The sequence below is a fragment of the Streptomyces sp. NPDC107454 genome, from assembly GCF_055582885.1.
Map to the genome: position 1 here is coordinate 116,815 of NZ_JBVJPA010000009.1, position 13,242 is coordinate 130,056.

General features: G+C 73.0%; 5 protein-coding genes and 1 pseudogene. 2 read left to right on the forward strand and 4 right to left on the reverse strand.

All coding sequences use genetic code 11. The features are described 5' to 3' along the window. Nucleotides 1-895 (forward strand): annotated as a pseudogene (locus ACZ69M_RS23925) (hydrolase); the annotation flags it as partial. 67 nt (nucleotides 896-962) lie between these two features. Here ACZ69M_RS23925 and ACZ69M_RS23930 read toward each other — a convergent pair. The 3 genes from ACZ69M_RS23930 to ACZ69M_RS23940 all read right to left on the reverse strand — a co-directional run bounded on the left by ACZ69M_RS23930 (nucleotide 963) and on the right by ACZ69M_RS23940 (nucleotide 4,568). Then, nucleotides 963-3,056, reverse strand: a complete 2,094-nt coding sequence (locus tag ACZ69M_RS23930; protein ID WP_470052656.1) for an ATP-binding protein — start codon at nucleotides 3,054-3,056, stop codon at nucleotides 963-965. Next, entirely contained in the window at nucleotides 3,053-3,772 is a 720-nt protein-coding gene (locus ACZ69M_RS23935) for a Pvc16 family protein (protein ID WP_470052658.1), read from the reverse strand. Before ACZ69M_RS23935 ends, ACZ69M_RS23930 begins: the two co-directional genes overlap by 4 nt. A 133-nt stretch (nucleotides 3,773-3,905) precedes the next feature. Beyond that, entirely contained in the window at nucleotides 3,906-4,568 is a 663-nt protein-coding gene (locus ACZ69M_RS23940; protein WP_470052660.1) for a helix-turn-helix transcriptional regulator, read from the reverse strand. A 189-nt stretch (nucleotides 4,569-4,757) separates the two neighbouring features. On the opposite strand from ACZ69M_RS23940, the gene ACZ69M_RS23945 reads away from it, so the two are divergent. Further along, complete coding sequence (locus ACZ69M_RS23945; protein WP_470052662.1) at nucleotides 4,758-7,592, forward strand: AAA family ATPase; 2,835 nt, start codon at nucleotides 4,758-4,760, stop codon at nucleotides 7,590-7,592. A gap of 12 nt (nucleotides 7,593-7,604) precedes the next feature. On the opposite strand, the gene ACZ69M_RS23950 is transcribed toward ACZ69M_RS23945, so the two are convergent. Then, a complete protein-coding gene (locus tag ACZ69M_RS23950) occupies nucleotides 7,605-13,148 on the reverse strand; it encodes a hypothetical protein (RefSeq protein ID WP_470052664.1) in 5,544 nt (1,847 codons plus the stop codon). Nucleotides 13,149-13,242 lie beyond the last annotated feature (94 nt).

Genomic DNA, 13,242 nt, shown 5'->3' on the forward strand with positions numbered 1-13,242 from the left:
CATCTGGTTCGGGTCGAAGGAGCAGCGGCCGTACACGCTGGCGATTCAGCGTTCGGGTGCGGTGCCGCAGCCGGTGGAGGGTACGTATGTGCAGCGTGGGTTCCTGCCGCGTTGGCTCGCCACGTTCCTGGGTGTGTTCATGGCGCTGGCGATCACGTTCGTGATGCTGTGGATCGCGTACAAGCCCAAGGTGAGCACGTCCGCCACGGAGAAGCTCCAGGAAGCCGGCATCAGCACACTCCCGCCCAGCCCCTCGGTTTCCGCCGCGCCACCCACGCCTCCCTCGCCCAGCGCCGAGGCCCCGGTCGTGCCCTCGGCGCCCGATACACAGGCCGCGAGCGGTTCCGGAGGGGGCAGCGGAGGTTCGTCCGAGACCAAGCCGAAGGAGTCGGCCAAACCGCAGGAGGAAACGGCGGCGACCGCCGTCGCGCAACTGGCCGCGCAGGACCCCGGACGGCACATCTGCTACCGGGCCTATCTGACGGACAAGGGCTGGACCAAACCGGTGTGCGACGGCGACATGGCCGGAACGGTGGGAGAGGACCGCCCGATCAAGTCCCTCAACCTCGCCACGTCCGACACCGGCGGCACCGCTGCCACCGCCTTCGTCTACTACCCCCAGTCGACCGACGGCAAGGGGCACTACAACGGGCCGTGGAAGGGCGTGGTCGACGGCGCCGACCTCTACATCGGCAGCACCAAGAAGGACGACCCGTACATGCTGGGCTTCGCCATGAACGTCGGCGAGAGCAAGAGCGTCGTCTGCCAGACCGCGCACGTCCACAACGAGGGCTGGCACGGCCTGGGTTGCGACGAGCCCGGCGGGGACAACTACATCTTCGGTGGGACCCTGAGCAACCTGCTCTGGCTCGAGGCCGTCAAGTTCACCGTGTGAAGCGACCCTGCCCGGCCGACAGTCGTCGGCCGGGCAGGGTCGTCCGCGCGAGCGAGCGGGCGAGGAGCTACCAGGTACCCTCGCCCGGCACCAGTCGGCCCGCCTTGCGGTACTCGCGGCGCGCGCCCTCCAGGAGGTCGGCCGTGTCGACCGGCGCACCGCGGCCGGCGGCTCCGTAGGCGGCCGTGACCACGGCGCTGCGGATCGAACCACCGGCCAGCTCGAAGTCCCGGGCGACGGCCCGCGGATCGGTGTCCTCGGCGCACGGCACATGGGTCAGCGCGTGCTGCCACAGGGCCAGCCGCTGTTCGGCGTCCGGGAACGGGAAGTCGATCACGAGGTCGAGACGGCGGGTGAACGCCTCGTCGATGTTGGCGCGCAGATTGGTCGTGAGCAGTGCGATGCCGTCGAAGGACTCCAGCCGCTGGAGCAGATAGGAGCTCTCCATGTTGGCGTACCTGTCGTGGGAGTCCTTGACCTCGGACCGCTTGCCGAACACGGAGTCCGCCTCGTCGAAGAGAAGCACGGCGTCGGTGCGGTCCGCCTCCGTGAAGATGCGTTCCAGGTTCTTCTCCGTCTCGCCGACGTACTTGTCGACGATCGAGGAGAGCTGCACGACGTAGAGGTCGAGGCCGAGTTCGGCGGCGACGACCTCCGCGGACAGGGTCTTGCCGGTGCCGGAATCACCCGCGAAGAGGCCGAGGACGCCCCGGCCACGGCCGCCGCCCGCGCTCAGCCGCCAGTCGCCGAGCACCTGGTCACGGTGGCGGGCGCGCAGCGCCAGCTCGTGCAGTTGCACCAGCGGTTTGTCGGGCAGGACGAGATCCTCCCAGCCGACGTCAGGACGGATCCGGCGGGCGTGCCGCTCCAGCCCGGAGGCGGACTGCTGCCGGGCGGCCAGCCGCAGATGAGCGGGGGTCAGCGCGGTACCTTCGAACACGGCGAGGCGCTGCGCGGCACGGGCGGCGCGCAGGATCCGGTCGCCGCCGAGCCGGTACGGCGCGACCACCGGGGCGAGGTCGAAGCCGGGGGCGGGTTCCGGCACGGGTGCGACATGAGCGGAAGTCTCGGTGTCGACCCCGGTGCCGAGCGCCACCGCCCACGCGTCCACCGCTCCGGAGCGCAGCCGGGGCGCGTCCAGGACGAGCGGATCGCGATGGTCGCACCAGTGCGGATCGTACGGACGCGGATCGGTGAACAGCACGGACACGTCGTCCACCGCCAGCGCCCGCATCAGCGGGGCGGGATCCTCCGGCAGCGGCGACACGACGATCGCGCAGCCACGCAACCGGGCCTCGCGCAGCAGCTCGGCGATCGGCTCCTGCCCGGCGGTCCTTTCCGGAGCGAAGTGGAGCGCCTCCTGCCCCGAAGCGTCGCGCAGCGCGCCCGCGGCACAGGCGAGACCGTCGCCCGCCCGGTGCTCGCGCAGATAGACGGTGAGCGGGGCGGCCGCGAGCCGACCGGCGAGCCTGCGCAGGAAAACCTCGTCGTACTGCTCGCCCCGCGCCGGCGCCCGGAGCCGGTGGACATGGCCGGTCAGTGCCGCGTCCAGGGTCTCGTCGCCCAGCAGGTGCGCGATCAGCCGGTCGGGTACGCGCAACGACCTGCTCAGAAAAGGGCGTTCGGGTTCCTCGACGACGATCAGGCCCAGCGCGGCCAGCGGAGCCGAGGGATGGAACCGGGCCCGTGCCCCGGCTCGGTGTGCCTGAAGTCCGCACAGGTCGAGCGCGAGCCCGGTGGTGGCCCGGCGGCGGCTGACGTCGTCGTTGAGGTAGCCGTACAGCGGCTCGAAGGTGCGGTCGAGGTCCGGGGCCAGCGCGATGAGCAGGATCCGGACGTCCAGCTCGGTCAGCCCGAGCCGCCCGGCCAGCAGATCCAGCCGGTCGCCCCGCTCGGAGACCCAGCTCTCGGGGGCGGGGTCCTGACCGGCCGGCTCCAGCAGATGCCGTACCGCGTCCTCGGACAGATACAGGCCGCGCAGCGGATCGGCCGCGGTGGGATCGGTCGCGCTGCGGTGTTCGACCAGCAGCGCCACCTGCTCGCGGAGCCGGGACACCCGGACCAGGAGCGCGTCGGCCGATCCCTCGAAGGCGGTGGCTGAAGTGTCGTCGGTGGACGACGAGGTGTCGGTGGCGGCCGACGCCGGGACGTGCGGGGTCACTTCGCTCGCTTCTCTCCGTTTCGATCCTCCGCGACCGGGCGGTCCCCGGCCGGGAGCTCCGTACCCGCTGCCGTGTCGGCCGCAGTCGTGGACGCCAAGTGCCGTGCCCGGTGCTGCCGTTCGGGCGAGCCCTCCAGCGTTCCGTCCATCCCGCGTACGCGCACACCGGCGCCCTCCGTGACCGGCGGCCCGGCGTCGTACTCCGGGAACGACGGGAACGGCGCGGTCACCACCAGATCCAGCGACGGCTTCAGCTCACCGCCGAGCGCGGACCAGATCTCCGCGAGGGACCGGGACTCGGTGTGCAGGTTCGCCACCGAGAGCGGCACGGAAAGGCCCAGTGCGGCCAGCGCGTCGGGCAGTGCGTGCGGGGGCAGGATCTCGTGGGGCAGCAGCGTTGCCAACACCGCGGACAGCAGCCGGTGTTCGTCCTGCGGCTGCTTGGTCCAGGCCGTCACGAGATACGACAGCCGGAACCAGCGCGGCGGCTGGCGGCGGCGCAGCACGATCCCGCGTTCGTCCCGCACCGCCATGGCACCGCGCTCACGGCGCCGCACGTCCTCGCGGATGTCGTACAAGTAGGCGTTGATGGCGGGCGCGTTGCGGCGGGCGGCCCACTCGCGGCTCGGCGCGTCGAAGGCGACCTCGATACCGGAACCGGCCAGCGCACCGCTCCTGAGCAGCCCTTTGAGGACTTCGTCCACCTCGTGAATCACCGTCGTGCTCCCGCCGTGCCGTCACATCCTGCCGCGTACCAGCCGTGGTCCGGCTGAGTACCCGCTCTGTACCCGTCTGCTGTGATCCGCCCGATGACCCGCTCGACAGGCCCCGTACGAACGAACGTCCGCCTCAGATGTAGCCTTCCCTGAGCGCATAGGCCACGGCGTGGGCGCGATTGCGCAGATGGAGCCGGGTGGTCAGCCCGTGCATCACGTTCTTGACGGTACGTTCGGAGTAGGAGAGCTTGCTCGCTATCTCCCCGGTGTCCAGCCCCTCGGCGACCAGCCTCAGCACATCGATCTCGCGCGGCACCAGGCCGGAGAGCGGAACTCCGGTCTGGCCGGAAGCGGTGCGCTGGAGCGATCCCACCTGAGTGATGAGGCGTCCCAGCAGATCCGCCGGCAGATCCCCGTCGCCCCGCGCGGCCGCGAGCACGGCCTGCACCAACCGGTGCGCACTGGCCTCGTGGCGCCAGACGATGGCCCCGACACCGCACTCGATGACGTCGAGCAGCTCGGCCTCGCGGATCGCGTTCACCACCAGCACGGCACGCGCCCCGTCGCTGCGCACGAGTCGGCGCAGCCGGGACAGCGTGGCCTCGTCCGGTCCCTCGTTGACCAGGACGGCCACGGTGCCGGGCCCGGCCTCCACGCTGTCGAGGAGGTCGATCACCGGGTGCTGCGCCAACTGGCTGCGCACCCCGGCCCGGGATATCGGGTCGGGTGCCTGGACCACCACCGGTATGCGGTTTCCGGAATCCACCGCGCCGGTGTCGGCGGGCCGCTGTGACACGCCTGCGTCAGTGGTCCGTAATGAACTGCGCAACCGCTTCTCCCAAATCCACGTGCTGGTAGCCCCTGTGTCGCCAGTGGCCGAAGGGCTGGTCCCAGACTTCTGTGCTTGGCGTGCCTCGCGCAATCGTGGAGGACCACGAGACGTACCACGAGATGGATCATGAAACGTCCCCGACAGGAGACATCGATGGGCGAGACCGAGGCGCTGCGTGAACGACGGGAGGCACTCGAGCTGGTGGCCGCCGAGGCGGACCGCGCCCGCGCCGGGTCCGGCCGTCTGGTGCTGCTCAAAGGGGCCACCGGCACGGGGCGCACCGCCCTCCTGGAGGCCGTCACCGAGCGGGCGGCGGCCCGCGGCATGCGGGTGCTGCGGACCCGCTGCTCGCCCGACGGCGAGGCCGCGGAGTTCGCGGCGGTCCTCCAACTTCTGTCATCGGGTGGCGAATTCGACACCGGAACCAAGCTGTTTCCGGACATATTCGACGACAATCCGCAGCACTGGTCGTACGCCGAACACCTGTGGAGGCGGCTGCGCTCCCACGCCGCCGACGCCCCACTGCTGCTGGCCGTGGACGACGTCCACTGCGCCGACGAACCCTCGCGCCGCTGGCTCATCGACGCCGCCCGGCGGATCGACACACTGCCCGTCCTCCTGGTGGCGACCGAGCGCAGCCAGTACGACATCGACCCGCCGTCCGCCGGTCTGGCGCACGCGCTCTCGCCCACCCTGGTGCGCACCCACACGCTCGCCCCGCTGAGCGCGAACGCGGCGGCGCAGCTGGTCCGTTCGGCGGTCGGCGCCGCCACGCCCGCCTGGGTGGACGACTGCGTCCGGGCCGGCGCGGGCAGCCCCCTGCTGCTGCGCGCCCTGCTCGAGGACCTCCGCGCACAGGAACCGGACGGCGCGCCCCCGAGGAGCGTGCCCGACACCTGTGCCGCCCTCTACCCGGGTGCCTATCCGGCCGCCGTCTCCTGGTGGCTGGACAGTGCCGGAGAGGCGACGGCGAGGGTGGCCCGCGCTCTCGCGGCGCTGGACGCGGACGTGTGGGAGGAGGGCCACGCGGAGGAGTTCACCGGACTGCTCGCCGAGACGGCCGACGCGGACCCCGCCCGGGTACCCGGCTGGCTGACCGCCATGACCCGCCTCGGCCTGCTGCGGCCCGATCCCGACGGACGGCCGCGCTTCGCCCACCCGCTGCTGCGGGACGCGGTGCTCAGCGGCTGGCCCACCGCCCGGCGGCAGGCGGCCCACCGTACGGCGGCCGAAGTGATGCTGGGCCGTGGCGACCGCGCCGAAGCGGTGGCCGGACAACTGCTGCGGACCCCGGCCGTGGGCGCGGCCTGGGCCACCGTGGCGCTGCAGGACGCCGCGTCCGTGGCGGTGCGGGACGACAGACCCGACGACGCCGTGTCGTATCTGCGTCGTGCGCTGGACGAACCGCTGACGCCCGCCCGCCGGACCATGGTCCTCACCGAGCTGGGCTCCCTGGAGTTCGCCGCCGCCCGCTCCTCGGCCGGGATACCCCGGCTGACCGAGGCGACCCGGCTGCCGGGCATGCCGCACGACCGGGTACGGGCGGCCGTGGCCCTGGGCACCGTACTGGCCCGGCGCGGCAAGGCGCGCGCCGCGCTGGACGTCCTGCGCGACCTGGACGAGCAACTGACCGACCATCCGGACCTGACACGGCTGCTGCAGACCGCCTCGGCGCTGCTGTCGGACCACGACCAGGGCATCCGTCAGGAGGCGTACCGCTGGCTGCACGGTGCCGCCGAGCGGTCCCCGGACCTGGTCGGAACGGCAGGTCAGGCCCTTCTGGTCCGCTACGACGCCACGGCCGGACTGATCCCCGCCGCCACGGCCATGAAACGGATGCACGCCCTGCTGGACGAACCGGTCGACGCGCTCGCCGAACCCTTCCTGCTGGGTACGGCCGCCGCCGTCGCGCAATGGGCCGACGAACTGACGGAGGCCGAGGGGCTGGTACGCCGGGGACTGGACCGGCAGAGCCCGTCCCTGTTGCACCCCATGCACCTGGCGCTGCTCAACGTACGGGCGGACATCGCCGCCACGCGTGGACAGTACGCCGATCTGCTCGCCGAACCGGCGGCCTGGCAGGTCACCGAATCCACCCGCCGCCGGCCCGACCCGGCCAACGCCCACGGACACGCCGTGATCGCCCTGGTCGAGACGGGCCGCACCGAAGAGGCGGCCCGCCTCGCGGACAGCTTCGCCCTGGGCGACGCGCACGACTCCTGGGAACTCAACCGATTCCTCTACGCGCGGGGCGTGTTGCGGTCCGCGCAGGGGGATCACGCCGGCGCGCTGGACGACTTCCTGGAATGCGGCCGCCGGCAGCTGGCACGGGACGTGGTGAGCCCAGTGGTCACCCCCTGGCGGACCGCGGCGGCCGAGTGCCGCAGCGCGCTGGGCCGTCCGCAGGAGGCCCTCACACTGGCCCGTGAAGAACTGCGGCTCGCCCAGGTGTGGGACACCCCCCGGCTGGTGGGCCGGGCGCTGCGCGGGCTCGCCACCGCGACCGGAGGCCGCCGCGGTCTGGAACTCGCCGAACGTGCCGTGCGCATCCTGCGGGACGCCTCCGCGCAGACCGAGCTGATCCCCGCCCTGATCGGACAGGGGCGTCAGCTCGTCGCGGCGGGGGACCGGAGCCGGGCCCGCGACGCGCTGCGCGAGGCGGCCGAGCACGCCGAACGGCTGGGCGCGGTACGGATGCGGGCGCTGGCCGAGGAGGTGCTCCCCGAAGGCCGCTCCCGCGGCTCGGCGACCGCGCTCACCGGATGGGAGGCGCTGACCGGCAGTGAACGCCGGATCGCCGCCCTCGCGGCCGACGGGCGGACGAACGCCGAGATAGCCGAACTCCTGCACCTCGCCCGGCGCACCGTCGAGACCCATCTGACCAGTGCCTACCGCAAGCTGGGCATCCGCCGCCGGACGGAGCTCACCGCGGTGATCGGCGAGCGGCCGGCGGATCCGGCGGAGCCGGTGGAGGAGCCGGGCGGCTGACACGCCCCCGCATCAGGATGTGAGGCGGCCGTCCGGGTCGTGGAGCTTGGTGTGGTTGGACGGGTCCTGGAGCATACGGCGGGCCACGGGCGCCGGGATCCGCACGACCACCGGAGTGGGGACGGTGAAGTCCCGTACGGCGACGGAGGGGGCGCCGGAGCGGCCCCGGTTGCTCACCCGGGCCACCACCCGCACGTCCAGGGTGAACTGCACCAGCGTCGCCTCGGACTTGGGCTTGTGCAGAGGCATCGAGCCGGACCCGTGGGCGGAGGTGTCGGTGGCGCCGCCGACCTGGTCGACGTTGCCGAGGAGCTGGTTCATCCGGAACTCGTCCGCGTTGAGCACACCGGCGCCGCCCAGCCCCCGTACCGACTTGTTGTGCTCCACCGCCTGCTGGTGGTCCGTACCCGTGGGCCGGGGCGCGTCCAGGGCGCTCTGCGCCACCGTCTCGAAGGTCATCTTGTCGCCGACGCCCAGCACGCGGCCGGCGCGCAGCCGGGCGTGCAGTGAGGTCCGCAGATCCTGCCCCTGCGCCCCGGAGGCGTGCACGACGGGCAGGTCGACCCCCGCCGTGGTGAGCAGTGGCAGGGCGGAGATCAGCCACTCGGTGGACACCGCCTCGCGCTGCGCGTACGCCGCCGCGTCGCCCGTCTTGCGGTAACGCTCCCCGCCGAGCGCGGCCCGTACCGCGTCGTCGATCACCCGGCGGATCTCGGGAGCGCCGCGGAACCCGTTGACCTGCGCCTCCATCGGCAGGCTCACCCCGCGGCCGTGCCAGGGCCCCAGCCGGCTCGCTTCGGCGTCGTCCTGCCGCAGGAACGCCTGTCCCGCCTCCGCGCGCGGCACCGGCCGCAGCCGGGACAGTGCCTCGAGGTCCTTGACCAGGACGCGGTGGACCAGGGACTGGCCGCCGAGGGTGGCGAGGCCCACCCGCCCACGGGACGAGTGCAGTTCGAGGGTCGCCTCGATCGGCACCCGCATTCTGACGGAACGGGCGGAGGCCTCGGCGACGGTCTTCATGCCTAGCTGACCCCGCGCCACGGTGGCCGACTTCGTGACATCGCTTACGCCGATGCCGAGCCCGCCGGAGCCGCCGACGCTCTTGAGCGGACCACCGCCGCCCTCCGGCTTGCCGGCACCGGCCACGACCCCCTCGACGGTCCGCGTGTCGCTCTTGTCGCGGGTGTCCGCCCGCTGTGTGGCGGCCGAGGTGATGTACTCCATGTCGCGGCCGTCCTTCGCCTCGCCCTCGGACGTGCCCTGCCGGGTGCGGCGTACGCGGAACACGGCCCAGTACGGTGTGTTGCGGCCGCGGAAGAGTTCGACGGGCACACCGCCGTCCATGGCCCCGGAGAGCAGTCCGGCCGACCCGTCCCGGTCCAGGACGCGCAGCAGCCGCTGCATGTTGTCGTGTGGATCGGCCAGTTGCTGCTTGGGCAGCAGTTCGTCGGCGAGAGACCGGTCACGCCGCCCGACGTCGGCGCGCAGCCGCTCGAGCAGGGGAACGAAGTCGGGCAGTTCCTCGATCATTCCGAAGCCGAGCGGCAGCTCCTGGGCGAGGGCGGGCGCCGCCGGGGCGGTCGTGCTCGACGACTCCCCGCTCCGGGACGTCTCGGTCTGTTCCTGGGTGGCCTTCCCCTTGCCCTTGGAGTCTTTGCCCCTGGATTCCGGGCCCTTGGGCTCCGCGCCCACGCGTGCGGACTCCTCCTTCGAGGACGTCTGCCCGTCGGCCCCGGGAACGCGCAGGCCCGCCGCCGCCAGCTGCTCCTGGGTGAGCCAGACGGCGGCCGCGGCGGGCAGCGTCCGCTCGCCCTTCGCGACGTACGGGCCGCCTCCCGTGACCTTGACCTCGCTGACCATCCGGACCACCAGATCGCAGTGGACCAGGTAGAGGGGCCGGGTGCGCGGAGTGTGGGCGTTGCGTTCGACGGTGCCGCTCAGCGTCGTCGCCGTCGCCGCGCTCCGGCCCAGGCTCCGCGCGGCCGACACGCCCTCGCCCAGCCGCCAGCCGGCGCCGTTCTCGGATCCGAGGGCGCCGCCCTGCACGGACGTGGAGGTACCGCTGCCCTCCTGCCCGGTCATCTGGTGCCCGCCGAGCAGGAACGTCTCGGTACCCGCCCCGGTGCCCCCGGCCACCACCTCGGGGTTGGTGAGGGCGAACCGGGTACCGATCGCGCCGTTGAGCGCGTGGAGCCTACGGGGGTACTGCAGGTTCTTCACCACCCACCCGGAGGACACCGCCTGGCGCAGCGCCGAGGTGATGGCCTGCGGGCTGAAGCGTTCCTCGATCGCCAGCCGCGGCGCGAGGCCCTCCGTCTGCAGCGCGAGGTCCTCCCGCAGTTCCCGGTTGCGGCCCGCGGCCCGCGACAGGAGCTCGAAGGCGAGGTCCCGGACCGGTCCGCCGCCTCCGACGGTCTCCACCAGCGTCCAGTCCCGGACCGCCCGGCCCGCGATCGAGCGCGGCGCCATGGTCGACAGATCGCCGATGCCCGACGCGTTGAACTGCCGCTGCGGCGGCGCCAGTCCGGCGGTACGCCTGCGGGTCCTGGCCGTCAGCCGGTCCTTCCCGGCGGTGTCCAGGGTGAACGCGGTCGGGGTGAGCAGCCGTACGTCCTGCTCCGCCAGGTCGAGCGCCTCGTTGTCCGCGGTCGAGGCGATGTGCACGGCGTCGGGTGCGTCCCGCCCCGGCATGCCCGGGGTGAGGGCACGTTTGGCGGTCCGCTCCCGTGTCGTCATGGTGACGTCCACGTCCAGGCGCAGCGCGCCGCCGAACGCGCTGGTGTTCTCACCGCCGTTGGTGAGCACGTCGGAGCGTGTCGCCGGACCCGCCTGGTTGCGCCGGGTGCTCTGCCGGGTCCGCTCGCCGCGCACCGTGGCGGACAGGGCACCGGGGATCAGCCGGAACTGGCCGAGAGCCAGTCCGCCGATCGACCGTGAACTGGACCGCCCGCTCTGCGAGTTGCTGGTGACGCCGCTGTGGCTGCGCACCAGCCAGTCCTTCGTCTCCCCCTGGTAGCCCGTCTCGCGCAGGGCGCCGACGACCTTGATCTGCACGTCGTGCGCGTGCCACCGGCCCTTGCGCCGCATCCGGACCCGGATCCCGGAGGAGAGCAGCTGGTCCTTGTTGACCCGCAGGTTGGTCTCCGAGAGTACGGTGATCAGCTCGCGGTAGTTACGCCGCTGCACCTCGCCCTCCTCGCGGCTCACCTCGTTCCCCGCCCCCGCGCCGAACGCGGGAAGATAGCCCGCGAGTCGCTGGTCGGTGGCGAAGAGCCGCTCGATGCCGGAGAGCAGGGGAGCGGTGTCCAGCTGGCTGATCGCCACGCTCGACCCCATGGCCCCGAACGGCAGATGGCGCTCGTTGGCCGGACCGGCCGACGACCCGGCCCCGTCCCGTGAGTCCTCCCCCGGCCGCCGGTCGAGCTTCTTCCCGTTCGCGTCCGTTCCCGGCTCCCTGATCATGGGGCCCGCCGTGACGCCTTCGGGCAGTTCGAGGCCCAGGGACCGGGCCTCGTCGGCGCGCAGACTGACCCACACATCCATGGAGTGCCAGGCCGTGCGGGTCCCGGAGCGCACCTTCATGGCGGGGGAGAGCGGTCCGGTGCCCTCGACGCTGAACCGCACCTTGCCGAGGTAGAGCACCTTGTCGCCTCTGACCTCGGCGCCCTGACGGCTCGACACCGTCTGCTCGGCCACCGTGAACCGCGCTTTGCGCGCGCCGGCCGTGGGCATGACCGTCGCGCGCACCGCGGCGGCGTTGCCCAGCACGCCGAACCCCGCAGCCGGGCCCGCGCCGAAGGTCCCTCCTCGGCCCTTGGCCGCGGTGTGGGACACCGAGTGCTGTGTCTGCTGGTGCGTACGCAGTTGGGTCTTGCCGGTCGTCCAGGCGGGCGACAGGGCGGTGAGGTCGGCGCGCATCCGGTAGGTGCCCGTGGCACTGCCGTCCTTGGAGACGAGATCCTCCCCGATCACCCAGCCGCCCAGCAGCCGGGGCAGGTCCTCCAGGACGGTCGTGGCGGAGGTGGCGTCGTGGAGCCGGGCCCGCCCGGGCGCACCGCGGGAGGTCAGGGAGGGGTGCAGCACGGAGCGCACCGTGTCGAACAGGCCGCCGCCGCCCGGATGGGGGGCCGCGGCGTCGTCCAGGGCGACCGGGGCCAGCGAGTCCGCGAGCCGTACGCTCCGCGCGGTCCCTGCCCTGAGGGTGCGCGGCCGCGCGGGTGCCTCGGCGGTGACCGGCACCAGGTGTTCGGTGGGCACCCTCATCATGAGGGACCCGGCACCGCTGAACGTCTGCGCCCGGCCGCCCCGCCCCTCGTCCTGCGGCTGGACCCGTACGCCGTAGCGCACCTGGCGCCGCATCTCGACGGACCCCTTGTCGCTGCGCAGCACCCGCGGTTCGGACATGGTCTTCTGCACACGGGAGTCGGTGGAGGACTGGAACGGCTGCGCGTTGGCCATGACCGCCCCGCCGAGCCAGACGCCCGGGACGACCGGCGCCAGCCCGAACGCCATGAAGTTGACACCCTTGCTGGACGAACCGCCCGAGGAGTGGCTCACCACGCCCGAGGTGTTGTGCTGGGTGTCCACCTTGGTGTTGGCGCCCTCGGCCATCCGCGCGTCCTGGGCGGCCTGCCGGGGGGCGACCTCGGTGCCGGTGCCGCCGTCGTGATCGTCGGCTCGCGCCTTTCCCTTCCCCTTGCCCATGGCGGCCTCCGACTCGGCCAGCAGCGCGGCCATGGCCTTGGCCTGTTGCACGGCCGCGGCCTGAGCCTTCACGGCCTCGGGGGAGACGAAGGTCTCGGGCAGGTCGGTGCCGTCCCGGGAGATGGTGACGGTGACGTCGTACCAGCCCTTGCCCTCCGGGCCCTCGACGGCGAAGGAGCGGCCCTGGCCGTAGAACGTCTCCGGCCGCCCGGCCAGTTCCTCGCCTATCTCGGCCACCGTCCCGTCGGACCGTCCGACGACCGTCCCGAGGGCGGTGGACACGAACTCGTGCCCGGTGAGCCCGTACGCCGTGGAGAGCCCCGGCGCCCGTAACTCCCGCAGGTACGGCGGCAGTCCGAGCGGCGGATGGGAGGCGCCGGTCCCGCTGCCGGTCGGCCGGGGGACCGGCCGACGCGTGCCCGCCCGACGGGGGCGCGTCGTGGTGGCTGCGCGCGGCCGGGCGCTCTCCGAGCCTTCCTCGGACTCCTCCACCGCCTCTTCGACCGCGGGAAGCACCGCGGGCAGCCGGGTGGCGGCACTGCTCTCGGGCAGTTCCTCAAGAGTGGGCAGTACGGCAGGGGCGGGCCACGGCGCACGTGTGGCGGCCGTCGTGCCCCCGGCGGCCGGGAGCCGTCCACGCAGTGCGCGCGCGGTCGCCGCGTTGCCCGCGTCCCGCTGCAGGGCCAGCAGCGCCTGCGGAGTCATCCCCGGGCCGGTCGTCGGGGACGCCGGGCGCGGCGCCGTGACCTCCGCGCCGTTCCTGGCGGCCGGAGCCGTGTCCCGGCCGACGGCTCCCTGGCCGTGGTCCCCGGCCCTGCCGTTCCCGCCCGATGCCTGCCGCTGCCTACGCACAGTGAGCCATTCCCGTCATGAGGACCGCCGTCCCGCCCCCATCGGATCCGTCCGCTGGGGAGCGTAACCACTGCGCGGGCCCCACAGGGAGCAA

What these genes read in the sequence shown, in the direction of transcription:
- ACZ69M_RS23945 (WP_470052662.1), top strand. Translation starts at nt 4,758, where the DNA reads ATGGGCGAGACCGAGGCGCTGCGTGAACGACGGGAGGCACTCGAGCTG.